This window comes from Pseudomonas sp. PS02288 (genome assembly GCF_029959715.1).
Lineage (GTDB): Bacteria > Pseudomonadota > Gammaproteobacteria > Pseudomonadales > Pseudomonadaceae > Pseudomonas_O > Pseudomonas_O kuykendallii.
The window spans coordinates 1-13972 of the sequence record NZ_JASCPA010000032.1 but is presented as its reverse complement, the minus strand read 5'-3'; the positions used below and the strand labels follow the sequence as shown (position 1 = coordinate 13972).

Sequence of the window (13972 nt, the reverse complement as noted above, 5' to 3'; positions counted from 1 at the left end):
CATCCCCGGGCGACGACCGATGCTGTTTCTCCTGCGTATGTTCTTCATGGGCGTGCACTTCATTGTGGCGGGTATCCTCGGCTTGCTGATCGGTATCTGCCGCCCGTTCAACCCGGATAACAGCCGTCTGTGCGCCCGCCTCTACGCACTCGGCGGGCTGCCGATTCTGGGATTGCGGCTGAACGCCGAGATGGCCGCGCCGAAGGATGTGCGCACCTGCGTTTACATCGCCAATCACCAGTCCAACTACGACCTCTACGTACTCGGCCGCGTCGTCCCCCGGCGCACGGTGAGCATCGGGAAGAAGAGCCTGAAATGGGTGCCGCTGTTCGGCCAGCTGTACTGGCTGGCCGGCAATGTGCTGATCGATCGCAGCAACGCCCGTCAGGCGCGCCAGGCGCTGCAGGCCACCACCGATGCGCTGCTGCATCGCGACACTTCGATCTGGGTGTTCCCCGAGGGCACGCGCAACCAGGGTGAGTTGCTGCCGTTCAAGAAAGGTGCGTTCCAGATCGCCCTGGATGCCGGCGTCCCCATCGTCCCGGTCTGCATCAGCAGCTACGCACGGAGCATGCGCCTGAACCGCTGGAACAGCGGGCGCATCCTGATCCGCTCGCTGCCCGCCATCCCGACCTTGGGGTTGACCCAGGCCGACCTGCCGGCGCTGGCGGAGCGCTGCCGGGTACAGATGCAGCTGTGCATACAGGCGATGGACCAGGAACTGGCGCGCGACTGAATCGGTACGGAGACGAAAAAGCCCGGCAATCGCCGGGCTTTTTGCTGGGCGGCGATCAGGCCGTGTCGGTCACTTTCTCGCGGGCTGGCGAGAACTGTGCGAGCCGTTCGCCAGCAACGAAGCGCATTATCCACTCGGCCACCGTGGGGCCGTGGTGCGGATGCTCCAGACTGGCGATGCCCTGCTGGTAGACATGCTCACCAATGCACTTCTGGCGGATATCCAGCAACGCCCGGGAATAGTCTGGAATGAACTCCGGATGGCCCTGGAAGCACAGCACCTGATCCTCGATACGGTAGGCGGCGATCGGGCAGAAATCGCTGGAGGCCAGCACCGTAGCGTTTTCCGGCAACTGCGTGACCTGATCCTGGTGGCTGATCAGCAGCGTCAGTTCCTCCACCGCCGGCTTCATCCAGGCCGGCTGCTCGGCGAGGCGGTATCGATGGATGCCTACGCCCCAGCCCTGGCTCGCGCGCTCGCTGCGACCTCCCAGCAGCAGCGCCAGCAACTGGTGGCCGAAACAGATCCCGAGCAGTTTGTCGCCGCGCCGATAACGATCTAGGAGGAAGGCTTTGAGCGTCTGGATCCACGGGTCGCTGGCGAAGGAATCGGCCTTGCTACCGGTTACCAGGTAGGCGTCGTAGCGCTCGTCTTCGTCCGGGTAGACGCCCTCGACGACGTTGAACAGCTCGAAACGGGCCGGAATCGGTTGCTGCGCGAACAGGCGCTCGAACATGCGCCCGTAACCCTGATAACGGTCGACCAGTTCGGGACGAAGGCTATCGGTTTCAAGAATGCAGATACGAAGCGACATTGGCGGATCCTGATTGTGACGATAAGGCGCACCCATAACGGATGATGGCCTTTTCTTAACATAGCCTCCGCTTCCGCGAAACAGGCTTCGGCTCACTGGCGCGTTCCGTGACCGTATCGAGCCGAACGATGGGCCGCGCCCGAATCATCAGCCGCTTCGATGTTCACCATGCGTGCCATTCACTTCCTGGCGCACCGGCACTCGGCAATGATTCAGCCATCGGGCACATCGCCCCATTGCCATTTCGAGAATACGCAGATGAACAAATACGCCGCCATCGCCAGCCTTATCGCCGCCTCCGCATTCGCCACACCGGCCTACTCGGAGTTCTATCGTCCGACGCCGAAAAGCACCGGCCAAAATGACCGCCAGGCAAACGCCAGCAAAAACCGCTGATACGGACGCCACTTCGCGGTGGCGCCAAGGAGCCGAGCAATGAGCAATATCCTTCACAGCAAGCGTGCCTATGGCGTCACTTATGTGACCCTGAGCGATGCGGGGCTGGAGTTCGAAAGCGAGGCAGCGCTGCATCTCGATGATGGTGGCCTGATGACCCTGAAGGTTCCAACGCTGCACAGCGAGCGACTGGCCGTACATGACCTGCTCTGCCTGCAGAACGGTCTATGCCAGGCGGCCTGAAGGCCGCTGGTTTTCGCCTTGATGCCTCTACTCAATCGGTCATGTTCACGCCATCGGCGCGGTCCTGATCGACAGGAGCAACCGCTGATGAACAGCCAGACCGTGAGATTCGCTCGTAACGGTGCCTTCGGCGCCATCTGCCTGTACCTGCTGGTGGCGCTTCCGCTGCTCGTGGTCAGCATGGCCCCGCACACCGCCAACGCGGCCTCGGCGGCTACGTTGGAAAGGCCCCGCTGACGTCGCGGTAGGCGTTCGCCCGAAGCGACGTACCTGATAAGGCACAGGGGCGCAACCTCAGTCGAAGCCCTCAACAGCCATTCCTGCTGGCCTGAAACGCGCCGGCACCCTACTGCTTGCGCTGGTTTTCCATCTCTCTGCCGATCTGCCGTCGCTGTTGTTCGAGCGAGGGGCGCTGCTGCGCCGAAGGTTCAGGGGCTGTGCTTCGCGCGTTGTTATTCGAGTTGTAGGCCGGTGCGTTGGGCGCACGCGGCGCCATCGGTGCACGCGGCGCCTGGTTCGAGACATTACCAGGAGCGACGCTGCCGGCAGCGCCGCCCGACGGCTGCTGCACCGGAGCTGCCTGCATGCCCGCCGAATCGGCGGCGACGCCGGTGCTGGCAGACACGCACAGCGCGAACAGCAACGGCAAACCAGCCGTTCGGATGAGCGTATTCATGGCTGATCGCCTCCCCTGGTCTGCTTGCGCAGTTGCTCTTCGGTGGTCTTCTGATCTTCGGCGCGGGGCTGTTCGCCCTCCTGATTCATGCGTTTGTTCTTCTCGCCGACCTTGCTCGCCTGCTCTTCGGTGTTCTCGACCGACTCTTTGCGCTGGCCTGACATGCTGAGGTCCTCTGTTGTGGGTCCTGAAGTTTTGGCAGCGCGCGCAGGCAAAGGTGCTATCGGGTGGCCTCCGCCAGCTGACCGGCGGGCAAGAAAAAGCCCGGCGGGTGCCGGGCTCTTTGTATCTTTCACCGCTCAGAAGCGCGCGCCGCTGGCCGCCTTCTCCAGCAACAGCGCCGGGGGCTCGAAGCGCTCGCCGTACTGTTCGGCAAGGTACTGCGCGCGGGCGATGAAGTCATCGATGCCGTACTGGTTGATGAACTGCAGCGCACCGCCGCTCCAGGCGGCGAAACCGATGCCCATGATCGAGCCGACGTTGGCATCGGCCACCGAGTTCAACACGCCCTCCTCCAGGCAGCGCACGGTTTCCAGGGCCTGCACGAACAACAGGCGGTCGCGCACGTCCTCCTCGGAAATGCGCGCCTCGGCCTTCTCGAAGTGCTCCTTGAGTCCAGGCCACAGGTGCTTCTTGGCGCCGGCCGGATAATCGTAGAAGCCGCCTCCAGCCGCCTTACCGGGGCGCTTGTACTCCTCCAGCATCAGCGCGATGGTGGCGAACGCCGGGTGCTGTGGCACCGCTTTGCCTTCGCCGGCGAGGTCCTTCTCGGCCTGCTGGCGGATGTGCTGCATCAGGCTCAACGAAACCTCATCGGAGATCGCCAGCGGGCCGACCGGCATTCCCGCCTTGCGCGCCTCGTTCTCGATCAGCGCCGCACCAATTCCTTCGCCGAGCATGGCGATGCCCTCGTTGGTGAAGGTGCCGAACACCCGTGAGGTGAAGAAACCACGGCTGTCCTCGACGACGATGGGCGTCTTCCTGATCTGCTGGACGAAGTCGAAGCCGCGCGCCAGGGTTTCGTCCGAGGTCTGCGCGCCGCGGATTATTTCCACCAGCGGCATCTTGTCCACCGGGCTGAAGAAGTGCAGGCCGATGAATTTCTCCGGGCGCGCCACGGCCGACGCCAGGCCGGTAATCGGCAGCGTCGAGGTGTTGGAGGCGATCAAGGCATCGGGCAGCGCGGAGGCCTCGGCGCTGGCGGTGACCTTGGCCTTCAACGCGCGGTCTTCGAACACTGCCTCGATGATCAGGTCGCAGCCGGAAAACGCCGCATCGCTGTCGGTCGGCTGGATCCGCGCGAGGATCGCATCGCGTGCTTCCGCGCTCATGTGGCCGCGGCCCACCTTCTTCTCCAGCAGCTTGGCCGAGTAGGCCTTGCCCTTCTCGGCCGCTTGCGTCGACACATCCTTGAGCACCACCTCGATGCCGGCGACAGCCGACACATAGGCGATCCCCGCGCCCATCATGCCGGCGCCGAGCACGCCGACCCGGCTGACCTTGCGCCGCTCGAAGCCCTTAGGCCGGGAGCCGCCGGCATTGATCTCGTTGAGCTGGAACCAGAAGGTTCCGATCATGTTCTTCGCCACCTGGCCGGTCGCCAGCTCGGTGAAGTAGCGCGTCTCGATCAGTTGCGCGGTGTCGAAATCCACCTGCGCACCTTCCACCGCGGCGCACATGATCTTCTCCGGCGCGGGGAAGCAGCCCTTGGTCTTGTCACGCAGCACGGACGGCGCGATGGTGAGCATCTGCGCCACCGCCGGGCTCGACGGCGTGCCGCCGGGAATCTTGTAGCCCTTCTGGTCCCACGGCTGGCTGGCGTTCGGGTTGGCCAGCACCCAGGCCCGCGCCTGGCTCAGCAGGTCTTCGCGGCTGCTGGCGACGGCGTGGATCAAGCCGGCCTTGAGCGCCTCCTGCGGGCGCACCTTCTTGCCTTCGGCGAGGTAGGGCAGCGCCTTCTCCAGTCCGAGCAGGCGCACCATGCGCACCACCCCGCCCCCGCCGGGCAACAGGCCGAGGGTGACTTCCGGCAGGCCCAATTGCACGCTGGAATCGTCCAGCGCGATGCGCTGATGGCAAGCCAGGCAGATTTCCCAGCCGCCACCCAGCGCCGCGCCATTGATGGCGGCCACGACCGGCCTGCCGAGCGCTTCCAGGCGGCGCAACTGAGCCTTCAGGCCGAGCACCATGCGGTAGAAGCCTTCGGCATCGGCCGGGGTGACCTTGATCAGCTCGTTGAGGTCGCCGCCGGCGAAGAAGGTCTTCTTGCCCGAGGTGACGATCACCCCGGCGATGGAATCCTTCTCCGACTCGAGGCGCGCGACGGTGTCGGCCATGGCGGCACGGTAGGTTGCATTCATGGTGTTGGCGCTTTGGCCGGGCATATCGATGGTCAGCAGGACGACGTTGTCCTGGTCTTTCTCGTAACGGATGGCGTCGGTCATTGTGTTGTTCTCCTGGTGGAGGAGCGCTTCAGGGGCATTACGGGCGAAGGTCAGGCAAGGCGGAAATCCTCCGGGAAGCGGAGTTGGCTGTAGCCAATGAGCATTCTCGGTGGATTTCCAACGCGGCATGGCCGAGCGCAGTAGCCCGTGATCGCTCCTCAGAGGCGTTCGATGATGGTGGCGATACCCATGCCGCCGCCGACGCAGAGCGTCGCCAGGCCGAAGCGCAACTGGCGGCGCTCCAGCTCGTCGAGCAGCGTGGCGAGGATGATGCAGCCGGTGGCGCCGAGCGGATGGCCCATGGCGATGGAGCCACCGTTGACATTGACCCTGTCTTCGCTGACGCCCATTTCGCGCATGAAGCGCATCACCACGGAGGCGAACGCCTCGTTGACCTCGAACAGATCGATGTCCTCGATCCGCATCCCGGCCTTCGCCAGCGCCTTGCGCGTGGCCGGCGCCGGGCCGGTGAGCATGATGGTCGGATCGCTGCCGGTCACCGCCGTGGCGACGATACGACCGCGCGCCTTCAGGCCCAGCTCGCGGCCCTTGGCCTCGGAGCCGATCAGCATGGCCGCGGCGCCATCGACAATGCCCGAGCTGTTGCCCGGCGTATGCACGTGCTCGATGCGCTCCAGGTAGCTGTACTTGCGCAGCGCCGTGGCGTCGAAGCCCATCTGCCCCATCATCTCGAAGCTCGGCTTGAGGGCGCCGAGGCCTTCCAGGGTGGAGTCCGTGCGGATGAACTCGTCGTTGTCGAGCAGGACGATGCCGTTCTGGTCGGTCACCGGCACCAGCGTGCGGGCGAAGCGCTGTTCGGCGCGGGCGCGGGCGGCTTTCTGCTGCGAGCGCAGGGCGAAGGCATCGACGTCCTGCCGGCTGAACCCTTCGAGGGTGGCGATCAGGTCGGCACCGATCCCCTGCGGGACGAACTGGGTATGCAGGTTAGTTTCCGGGTCCATCGCCCAGGCACCGCCATCCGATCCCATCGGCACGCGCGACATGGACTCCACGCCGCCGACCAGGACCAGGTCCTCGAAGCCCGAGCGCACCTTCATCGCGCCAATGTTCACCGCTTCCAGGCCAGAGGCGCAGAAACGATTGATCTGCTGCCCGGCGACCTGCTCGTCCCAGTCGGCCACCAGCGCGGCAGTCTTGGCGATATCGGCGCCCTGGTCGCCCACCGGCGTCACGCAGCCAAGCACGATGTCGTCGACCTGCGTGGTGTCCAGGTCGTTGCGCTGCTGGATCGCGCGCAACAGCCCGGCCATCAGGTTCACCGGCTTGACGCTGTGCAGCGCACCGTCCTTCTTGCCCTTGCCGCGGGGCGTGCGCACCGCGTCGAAAATCATTGCTTCGGTCATGGTTTGTTCTCGTTTTGATCACGAACGAACCGGCGGCAGGCCGGGGTGAGTTCACCTTAATCGCGCGTGTACAGGAGGCAATGACCGATGCGCTCAGCGAACTTGACCGCGACGCTCAGACGAACGGCAGCCCGCCGGCGCGTGGGGCGAGGCGCCTGGTAAGGCTCTGGAATGGGGAATTGCGCCGTAAAGGCCGGCATCGGGACACGCACAGCGAAGCGGTGCAACAGGACACGGCGCGTGGAGTCTACTCGAACAGACGCTATCGACCGGCAGCGCCGCCCTCGTGTCGACCGGTCGCAGCACCGTCAACAACAAGAAGAAAGGCCGTGCCTATGTTCAAAAAGCCGAAAATGCGCCAGGCAGGATTGATCGTGGTCGCCATCGCCCTGATCCTGATCGTCCCGAACCTCACCGGCTTCATCGGCTGAAGCCGTCGCCCCTCAGCTCGACGCGGGCAGCAGCCAGAGCAGCAGCAGCGGAAGAAACACGAACGAGAGCAACGTCGAACACAGCACCAGGCTCGCCACGTCTTCCGGCGAGCGGTTCGCACGTACCGCGAACAGGTAGTTGAACACCGCCACCGGCATCGCGGACTGCATCACCAGCACGCCCAGACTCAGCGGCGGCAGGCCGAGCAGCACGCCGACCAGCCAGCCGACACCGGCCCCGCACAGAATCCGCAACCCGCCGAGCAGCATCCCGCTGCCCAGATGATGCACGCGGATCGATGCCAGCGAGACCCCGAGCGTGAGCAGCATCAACGGAATGGTCATCCCGGCCAGCAGATCGAGGCTGTTGTCCAGCCAGCGCGGCAGCTCGATATCGAAGATCACCAGCGGTAGGGCCAGCACCAGGCTGATCAGGATCGGATTGCTGAAGACTTTCTTCAGCGGGGGCGCGCTGCCGGAAATCGCCGGCCCGATGCTGAAATGCCCCACCGAGAGGACCATGAAGAACGCCACCGCCAGCGCCAGGCCGTGCTCACCGAAGGCATACAGGCTCATCGGCAGACCCATGTTGCCGGAGTTGGGAAACAGGAAGCCCGGCACCAGCACCCGCCAATCCTTGCCCGACATCCGGCTGGCGATAAACCCGACCACCCCCATGGCGACGGTGACCAGCACACAGGCTATGGCCATCTCGGCGAACGCGTGACGATCGAGCTGCGCGCGGCTGAGGGTGGAAAGAATCAGGCAGGGCGTGGCGATGTTCAGCACCAGCTTGGCGATGAAGTCGGTGGGGTACGCATGGCCGCTGCGGGCCCAGCCATAACCGAGTCCGGCGGTGATCAGAACGGGGGCCAGAACGGCGAACAACTGGGCCAGCATGGTGACTCCGAAACAGTAAAACGCCCATGCTAGCGGGCCGCGACACCCGGCCGCAATCGACGGCAGCGAAGCGGCAGAGTTGCGTCCATCAGCCGGTGCGCACGCATCAGGCTTGCCAGCCAGACGGCGCCGACCTACCCTGCCGTGCTTATCTGCGTACATCCCTAGGTAGATCAATGTCCCTGGAAAAGAATTACACGGAAATCCTGGCCGAGATCGGCGAGGACGTGAACCGCGAGGGCCTGCTGGACACCCCCAAACGGGCGGCCAAGGCCATGCAGTACCTCTGCCGCGGTTACCAGCAGACGCTGGAAGAAGTCACCAACGGCGCGCTGTTCAGCTCCGACAACAGCGAGATGGTGCTGGTGAAGAACATTGAGCTGTACTCGATGTGCGAACACCACATGCTTCCGTTCATTGGCAAGGCGCACGTCGCCTACCTGCCCAGCGGCAAGGTCCTCGGCCTGTCGAAGGTCGCACGCATCGTGGACATGTACGCGCGCCGCCTGCAGATCCAGGAAAACCTCACCCGGCAGATAGCCGATGCCGTGCAGAGCATCACCCATGCCGCCGGCGTTGCGGTGGTCATCGAGGCGCAGCACATGTGCATGATGATGCGCGGCGTGGAGAAGCAGAATTCCTCGATGGTCACCTCGGTAATGCTCGGCGAGTTCCGCGAGAACTCCGACACCCGCGCCGAGTTCCTCAGCCTGGTGAACTGAACCGCCCGCCATCGAGCGGCAAGAAAAAACCGGCCCTCGAGGCCGGTTTTTCGTTTCTCAGTCGAGCATCCCGACGTGCCGCGGATGGCTCGCCACTCGCTTCATCCAGGCCTGGATAGCGGGGAATCCGGCGAGGTCGAAACCGCCTTCGTCGGCGATGTGGGTGTAGGCGTAGAGCGCGATATCGGCGATGGTGTACTGCTCGCCCACCAGATACGGCGTGCGTTGCAACTGCTGCTCCATCACCGCGAAGGCGTGGTAGCCGTCGATCAGCTTGCCTTCGTACTCTTCACGACGCGCCTCCGGCATGCCCTCCAGCCACTTGATGCGCCGCGCCACCGCCACGAACGGCTCATGGCTGTACTGCTCGAAGAACTGCCACTGCAGCACCTGGGTACGCAGGCGCGGCTCGGTCGGCAGCAGGTCGCTGCCGTCGGCTAGGAAATTCAGGATCGCGTTGGATTCCCACAGCGTGGTGCCGTCTTCGAGTTGCAGCACCGGAATCTTGCCGTTCGGATTCAGCGCGAGGAACTCGGGGCTCTTGGTGCCGCCGTTGAGGATGTCCACCGTCACCCACTCGTAAGGCTTGCCGAGCAGGTTGAGGATGAGTTTGACCTTGTAGCAGTTGCCCGAACGGAAATCGCCGTAAACCTTGTACATGCCGATGCTCCCTATGTTTCCGTACTCAGGCCGCCTCGGCGGCCTGGGCTTCGCGTATCACGCCTGCCAGCCGCCTGAGGCCTTCGCTCAGTCGTTCCGGCGCCACATGGCTGAAGTTCAGCCGCAGATAACCCGGATTGGCCTCCGGATCGATGAAGAAAGGCTCGCCCGGCATGAAGGCGACGTTCTGCGCCAAGGCCGGATTCAACAGTGTGCGCGTGTCCAGCGGACGATGCAGCTTGAGCCAGTAGAACAGCCCGCCCTGCGGCACTTCCCAGCTGGCGAGGTCGCCGAAATGCTCTTCCAGCGCGGCCTGCATCGCGTCGCGGCGCGTGCGATAGAAGCTGCGCAGCTCGACCAGGTGCGCGCGGTACTGCTCGCTGCCCAGCCACTGCAGCGCCTGCCACTGGCCGATGCGGTTGGTGTGCAGGTCGGCCGACTGCTTCAGCCGCAGCAGATGCGGATAAAGGTCCGGCGTGGCGATCAGAAACCCCACGCGCAGGCCCGGCAGCAGCGTCTTGGACACGGTGCCGGTGTAGATCCAGCTGGTTTTTTTCAGGCGCGTGACGATGGGCGTGGCACTGCCGCCATCGAAGGTCAGCTCGCGATAGGGTTCGTCTTCGATCAGGGTGACCTGGAATTCGTCGAGCATCGCCGCCACGGCATCGCGCTTGGCCTCGCTGTAGCGCACCGCGGACGGATTCTGGAAGGTCGGGATCAGGTAGGCGAAGGCCGGCTTGCGGGTTTCCAGCGCTTCGCGCAGGGCGCCCAGTTCCGGACCATCGGCTTCCTGCGGCACGCCGATGCAATCGGCGCCGAACAGCTGGAATGCCTGCAGCGCCGCCAGGTAGGTCGGCGCTTCGAGCAGCACTTCGGTGCCCGGATCGATGAACAGCTTGGCGGCGAGGTCGAGCGTCTGCTGCGATCCGCTGACGATCAGCACCTGGCTGGCCTCGCAGGCCACGCCCAGCGCGCGCGCCTCGGCGGCAATCGCCTCGCGCAGCGCCGGCTCGCCTTCGCTCATGCCGTACTGGCCGATGCTCGCCGGCAGCGCGCTCCAGTCCATCGCCGGCAGCATGGATTCGGCCGGCAGCCCGCCGGCGAAGGACATCACTTCCGGACGCTGCGCCGCGGCGAGGATTTCGCGGATGAGGGAACTCTTGAGACGGGAAACGCGTTCGGAAAAGGCCATGATGTCACCGGGGCAAGGCGTGGAATTTTGGTCAAACTGCTTGACCGAAACTACGCTGCCCGTTGTATAAACGTCAATATGACTGACCTAAAAAAATCGACCGATCAGCGCCAGGCGATGGAAGCCTTCTTTTTCGGCTACCAGGCCTTCACCGCCAAGCCCGACGAGATGCTCGCGCGGCGCGGACTGTCCCGCGTGCACCATCGCATCCTGTTCTTCATCGCCCGCTATCCGGGGCTCAGCGTGAAGGAGCTGCTCGGCTACCTGGGCGTCAGCAAACAGGCGTTGAATACCCCGTTGCGCCAGTTGGTGGAAATGCGCCTGGTGCAGAGCGTGACCGCTGAGGATGACAAACGTAAGCGCCTGCTCGGTTTCACCGCCGAAGGTGCGAAGCTCGAGCAGGCCCTGCGTCGCGAGCAGGCGCGAATCCTCCAGCGGGTGTTCGCCGAGACCGGCGAGCAGGCGGTGGAAGGCTGGCTGGCGGTCAACCTTGCGCTAAGCGCCGGGCGCCTGGCCGGCAGCGAAGAGGACTGACGTCTCAGGCGATCTGCTCACGCACCTCGGCCGCGCCCTTGAAGAACACCACCATCATCGCCAGCGTGGCGCCGAGCAGGGGCAGCATGCCCAGCAGCATCAGCACCAGGGTCGCCATCATCAGCCCGCCGACGATCTCCAGCCAAGCCATCAGGCGGAACACCGGATAGACGTTCTGCACCTTCAGCAGCCGAATGCCGTACCAGGTGCTGCTGGCGCCAAGCGCGAACACCAGGCCGAAGTACACCAGCGTTTCCCAGCTGAAATGGGTGAACGAGCGGTTGCCGAAGGCCAGGTCAAAGGCTTCCATCAGCAGGCTCAGCGCCACCACCGTCCACACCGGCGCGCTCAGTCCCCGCGCTTCGAAGCGGGCCTGGGCGAAGCTGTTCAGGCGCAGCAACAGGTAATCCCCCAGCAGCACCATGACCAGGCCGAGCCAGTTCGAGTAGCGCTCTAGCCCGGCCTGCGCGGTCAGTCCGCCGACGAACGCCAGGACCAGCAGGACCAGCGTGCCGAGCACCGAAACCAGACTCAGCCAGCCGAGCAGTTCCAGTTGCGCGACACTCCAACCAGGCAGTTTCGAGGGGCGGTGGTCATCGACCAGTGCGACCTGGGGTGCGCTGTAGGGGTTTTCTTCCATGTTCCGATCTCCATGACACTGGACAGTGCAGACAGTACCTACCGATACAGTTCAATAACAGTCCTCGACTGTACCGCTCAAAGCAAAACCGGCTGTATGGCGACTCCATCCGGGGGCGCCCTTAGGCTTTCCGCTCCCAAGGAGAACGCCCCATGAGCCCGGACCTGCTGGTCGCCCTGATCGCCTTTGCCTTCGTCACCTCAGTAACGCCCGGACCGAACAACATGATGCTCCTCGCGTCCGGCGTTAACTTCGGCGTGCGTCGCACGCTGCCGCACATGCTCGGCATCAGCCTGGGCTTCATGCTGCTGGTGATCGCCGTCGGCCTTGGCCTCGGCCAGCTGTTCGAGCGCGTGCCGCTGCTGTTCACCGCGCTGCGTTACCTGGGCGCGGCCTACATGCTCTACCTCGCCTGGAGGATTGCCGGCTCCGCCGCGCCGCAAACCCGCGCCGACGCGCGTGGCAAGCCGTTCACCTTCCTTCAGGCCGCCGCCTTCCAATGGGTCAATCCAAAAGCCTGGATCATGGCGATAGGCGCCATCACCACCTATGCGCCCCAAGAGAATTTCATCGTCAACGTGCTGCTGATTGCCGCGCTGTTCGCCCTGATAAACTGCCCCAGCGTCGGCCTCTGGACGGTTGCCGGCAGCCTGTTGCGGCGCTGGCTGGAGCGGCCACGCATCCTGCGTGTGTTCAACGTCGGCATGGCGCTGTTGCTGGTGGCCTCGCTGTACCCCATTTTCGCGGATGTTCAGGGAGCGTTCCGATGAATCAGATGACGACGGCGCGGGTGCGCCCGTTCGCCGACAGTGCGCCCTCAGCGGTAGTGGCCGGTTTCATCGCCATGCTGGTTGGCTACACCAGTTCGCTGGTGCTGATGTTCCAGGCCGGGCAGAACGCGGGGCTCAGCGGCGGCCAGATCGCTTCGTGGATCTGGGCACTGTCGATCGGCATGGCGGTGTGCAACATCGGCCTGTCGCTGTACTACCGCACGCCGGTGACCGTCGCCTGGTCTACGCCGGGCGCGGCGCTGCTGGTGACCAGCCTTGCCGGCGTGCCTTACAGCGAGGCGATCGGTGCCTACCTGTTCAGCGGCGCGCTGGTGCTGCTCTGCGGCCTTACCGGCAGCTTCGAGAAGATCATGCGCAAGCTGCCCGGCTCGCTGTGCGCCGCCCTGCTCGCCGGCATCCTGTTCAAGATCGGCAGCGAAATCTTCGTCGCCGCACAGCACCGTACCGGGCTGGTTCTGGGCATGTTCTTCTCCTACCTGATCGCCAAGCGCCTGGCACCGCGCTATGCGGTGCTGGTGGCGCTACTGGTCGGCTGCGTGCTGGCGGGCGCCCTGGGACTGCTGGATTTCAGCCACTTCACCCTGGAACTGGCAGCACCGGTGTGGACCACGCCGAGCTTCTCCTTCGCCTCCGTGGTCAGCATCGGCATTCCGCTGTTCGTGGTGATGATGACCTCGCAGAACATGCCCGGCGTCGCCGTGCTGCGCGTCGATGGCTACCAGACACCCGCCTCCCCGCTGGTCAGCGCGACCGGGATCATCTCGCTGATCACTGCCCCGTTCGGTGCCCACGGCATCGGTCTGGCGGCGATCAGCGCCGCCATCTGCACCGGCCCGCACGCCCACGAAGACAAGAACAAGCGCTACACCGCCGCCTTCTGGTGCGGCATCTTCTACGCCATCGCCGGCACTTTCGCCGCCACCCTGGCCGCGCTGTTCGCCGCCTTCCCGCGCGAGTTGGTGCTGTCGATCGCCGCGCTCGCCCTCCTCGGCTCGATCATGAACGGCCTGACCAATGCCATGCAGGACGCCCGCGAGCGCGAGGCGGCGCTGGTGACCTTCATGATCACCGCCTCCGGCATGACCTTGTTGTCCATCGGCTCGGCGTTCTGGGGCATCGTCGGCGGCGTGGTGACCCTGCTGATCCTCAACGGGCGCAAAGCCTGATCGCACTCAACGCGCCGCGACTCTCCAGGATGGATTCGTAGTACCTCCCGATACGCTTCCGTAGGGCGCGCGGCGTGAGCACCGCTGTTTCGGGCTGGATTCGTGAGATGTCTGGTCGGTACGCGGATGAGCATTCGTAGGGTGCGCCGTGCGCACCATGAGCCCCAACGCTCAAAGATGGACTCGTAACACATCCGCGGCAATCGGGGAGCGGCTCGGTGCGCGCGGCGCACCCTACGGTGGCGCTGCGCATAAAAAAACGC

The 13972-nt window shown here is 64.6% G+C and carries 17 protein-coding genes; 8 read left to right on the top strand and 9 right to left on the bottom strand.

Translation table 11 applies throughout. The features are described from left to right. Positions 1 to 19 precede the first annotated feature (19 nt). On the top strand, positions 20 to 736 hold the full coding sequence (locus QMX85_RS13800; protein ID WP_282341750.1) for a 1-acylglycerol-3-phosphate O-acyltransferase: 717 nt from the start codon (positions 20 to 22) through the stop codon (positions 734 to 736). Between the two features lie 55 nt (positions 737 to 791). On the opposite strand, the gene QMX85_RS13795 is transcribed toward QMX85_RS13800, so the two are convergent. After that, positions 792 to 1550 (bottom strand): amidotransferase, encoded by a 759-nt coding sequence (locus QMX85_RS13795; RefSeq protein ID WP_282341749.1) that lies wholly within the window; start codon positions 1548 to 1550, stop codon positions 792 to 794. A 168-nt stretch (positions 1551 to 1718) separates the two neighbouring features. Here QMX85_RS13795 and QMX85_RS13790 point away from each other — a divergent pair, with 168 nt between their 5' ends. The 3 genes from QMX85_RS13790 (at position 1719) to QMX85_RS13780 (ending at position 2426) form a co-directional block, all read left to right on the top strand. Continuing rightward, positions 1719 to 1946, top strand: coding sequence for a hypothetical protein (locus QMX85_RS13790; RefSeq protein ID WP_282341747.1), 228 nt, complete (start codon positions 1719 to 1721; stop codon positions 1944 to 1946). 39 nt (positions 1947 to 1985) lie between these two features. Beyond that, positions 1986 to 2189 carry a type III secretion system co-regulatory protein PtrC gene (gene ptrC, locus QMX85_RS13785; RefSeq protein WP_282341745.1) on the top strand — a complete coding sequence of 68 codons (204 nt, stop codon included), beginning with the start codon at positions 1986 to 1988 and terminating at the stop codon, positions 2187 to 2189. Between the two features lie 87 nt (positions 2190 to 2276). Then, complete coding sequence (locus QMX85_RS13780) at positions 2277 to 2426, top strand: hypothetical protein (protein ID WP_175534392.1); 150 nt, start codon at positions 2277 to 2279, stop codon at positions 2424 to 2426. A 109-nt stretch (positions 2427 to 2535) separates the two neighbouring features. On the opposite strand, the gene QMX85_RS13775 is transcribed toward QMX85_RS13780, so the two are convergent. The 5 genes from QMX85_RS13775 to QMX85_RS13755 form a co-directional block, all read right to left on the bottom strand. Beyond that, on the bottom strand, positions 2536 to 2865 hold the full coding sequence (locus QMX85_RS13775; protein ID WP_282341742.1) for a hypothetical protein: 330 nt from the start codon (positions 2863 to 2865) through the stop codon (positions 2536 to 2538). Continuing rightward, positions 2862 to 3029: a hypothetical protein gene (locus QMX85_RS13770; protein WP_282341740.1), complete on the bottom strand. Its 168-nt coding sequence runs from the start codon at positions 3027 to 3029 to the stop codon at positions 2862 to 2864. Before QMX85_RS13770 ends, QMX85_RS13775 begins: the two co-directional genes overlap by 4 nt. 135 nt (positions 3030 to 3164) lie before the next feature. Continuing rightward, positions 3165 to 5309: a 3-hydroxyacyl-CoA dehydrogenase NAD-binding domain-containing protein gene (locus tag QMX85_RS13765; RefSeq protein ID WP_282341738.1), complete on the bottom strand. Its 2145-nt coding sequence runs from the start codon at positions 5307 to 5309 to the stop codon at positions 3165 to 3167. Positions 5310 to 5467: 158 nt separating this feature from the next. Next, positions 5468 to 6673 (bottom strand): acetyl-CoA C-acetyltransferase, encoded by a 1206-nt coding sequence (locus QMX85_RS13760; protein WP_282341736.1) that lies wholly within the window; start codon positions 6671 to 6673, stop codon positions 5468 to 5470. Between the two features lie 443 nt (positions 6674 to 7116). After that, positions 7117 to 8004 (bottom strand): AEC family transporter, encoded by an 888-nt coding sequence (locus tag QMX85_RS13755; protein ID WP_282341734.1) that lies wholly within the window; start codon positions 8002 to 8004, stop codon positions 7117 to 7119. Positions 8005 to 8180: 176 nt separating this feature from the next. Here QMX85_RS13755 and folE point away from each other — a divergent pair, with 176 nt between their 5' ends. Then, positions 8181 to 8726, top strand: coding sequence for a GTP cyclohydrolase I FolE (folE, locus tag QMX85_RS13750; protein WP_090231059.1), 546 nt, complete (start codon positions 8181 to 8183; stop codon positions 8724 to 8726). Between the two features lie 57 nt (positions 8727 to 8783). On the opposite strand, the gene QMX85_RS13745 is transcribed toward folE, so the two are convergent. Both QMX85_RS13745 and QMX85_RS13740 read right to left on the bottom strand, forming a co-directional pair. Then, entirely contained in the window at positions 8784 to 9386 is a 603-nt protein-coding gene (locus tag QMX85_RS13745) for a glutathione S-transferase family protein (protein WP_090231060.1), read from the bottom strand. A gap of 25 nt (positions 9387 to 9411) precedes the next feature. Beyond that, positions 9412 to 10578, bottom strand: a complete 1167-nt coding sequence (locus QMX85_RS13740; RefSeq protein WP_282341730.1) for a PLP-dependent aminotransferase family protein — start codon at positions 10576 to 10578, stop codon at positions 9412 to 9414. A gap of 78 nt (positions 10579 to 10656) precedes the next feature. Between QMX85_RS13740 and QMX85_RS13735 the strand changes: the two genes are divergently transcribed. After that, complete coding sequence (locus QMX85_RS13735; RefSeq protein WP_282341728.1) at positions 10657 to 11112, top strand: MarR family transcriptional regulator; 456 nt, start codon at positions 10657 to 10659, stop codon at positions 11110 to 11112. Positions 11113 to 11116: 4 nt separating this feature from the next. On the opposite strand, the gene QMX85_RS13730 is transcribed toward QMX85_RS13735, so the two are convergent. Beyond that, a complete protein-coding gene (locus tag QMX85_RS13730; protein WP_282341726.1) occupies positions 11117 to 11752 on the bottom strand; it encodes a hypothetical protein in 636 nt (211 codons plus the stop codon). A gap of 152 nt (positions 11753 to 11904) precedes the next feature. On the opposite strand from QMX85_RS13730, the gene QMX85_RS13725 reads away from it, so the two are divergent. Together QMX85_RS13725 and QMX85_RS13720 are read left to right on the top strand one after the other, a co-directional pair. Further along, complete coding sequence (locus QMX85_RS13725) at positions 11905 to 12522, top strand: LysE family translocator (RefSeq protein ID WP_282341724.1); 618 nt, start codon at positions 11905 to 11907, stop codon at positions 12520 to 12522. Next, entirely contained in the window at positions 12519 to 13709 is a 1191-nt protein-coding gene (locus QMX85_RS13720) for a benzoate/H(+) symporter BenE family transporter (protein ID WP_273234719.1), read from the top strand. Before QMX85_RS13725 ends, QMX85_RS13720 begins: the two co-directional genes overlap by 4 nt. Positions 13710 to 13972: the final 263 nt, after the last annotated feature.

Coding starts and splice junctions, on each gene's coding strand:
- QMX85_RS13800 (WP_282341750.1), top strand. CDS start 20: ATGCTGTTTCTCCTGCGTATGTTCTTCATGGGCGTGCACTTCATTGTG.
- QMX85_RS13795 (WP_282341749.1), bottom strand. CDS start 1,550: ATGTCGCTTCGTATCTGCATTCTTGAAACCGATAGCCTTCGTCCCGAA.
- QMX85_RS13790 (WP_282341747.1), top strand. CDS start 1,719: ATGCGTGCCATTCACTTCCTGGCGCACCGGCACTCGGCAATGATTCAG.
- ptrC (WP_282341745.1), top strand. CDS start 1,986: ATGAGCAATATCCTTCACAGCAAGCGTGCCTATGGCGTCACTTATGTG.
- QMX85_RS13780 (WP_175534392.1), top strand. CDS start 2,277: ATGAACAGCCAGACCGTGAGATTCGCTCGTAACGGTGCCTTCGGCGCC.
- QMX85_RS13775 (WP_282341742.1), bottom strand. CDS start 2,865: ATGAATACGCTCATCCGAACGGCTGGTTTGCCGTTGCTGTTCGCGCTG.
- QMX85_RS13770 (WP_282341740.1), bottom strand. CDS start 3,029: ATGTCAGGCCAGCGCAAAGAGTCGGTCGAGAACACCGAAGAGCAGGCG.
- QMX85_RS13765 (WP_282341738.1), bottom strand. CDS start 5,309: ATGACCGACGCCATCCGTTACGAGAAAGACCAGGACAACGTCGTCCTG.
- QMX85_RS13760 (WP_282341736.1), bottom strand. CDS start 6,673: ATGACCGAAGCAATGATTTTCGACGCGGTGCGCACGCCCCGCGGCAAG.
- QMX85_RS13755 (WP_282341734.1), bottom strand. CDS start 8,004: ATGCTGGCCCAGTTGTTCGCCGTTCTGGCCCCCGTTCTGATCACCGCC.
- folE (WP_090231059.1), top strand. CDS start 8,181: ATGTCCCTGGAAAAGAATTACACGGAAATCCTGGCCGAGATCGGCGAG.
- QMX85_RS13745 (WP_090231060.1), bottom strand. CDS start 9,386: ATGTACAAGGTTTACGGCGATTTCCGTTCGGGCAACTGCTACAAGGTC.
- QMX85_RS13740 (WP_282341730.1), bottom strand. CDS start 10,578: ATGGCCTTTTCCGAACGCGTTTCCCGTCTCAAGAGTTCCCTCATCCGC.
- QMX85_RS13735 (WP_282341728.1), top strand. CDS start 10,657: ATGACTGACCTAAAAAAATCGACCGATCAGCGCCAGGCGATGGAAGCC.
- QMX85_RS13730 (WP_282341726.1), bottom strand. CDS start 11,752: ATGGAAGAAAACCCCTACAGCGCACCCCAGGTCGCACTGGTCGATGAC.
- QMX85_RS13725 (WP_282341724.1), top strand. CDS start 11,905: ATGAGCCCGGACCTGCTGGTCGCCCTGATCGCCTTTGCCTTCGTCACC.
- QMX85_RS13720 (WP_273234719.1), top strand. CDS start 12,519: ATGAATCAGATGACGACGGCGCGGGTGCGCCCGTTCGCCGACAGTGCG.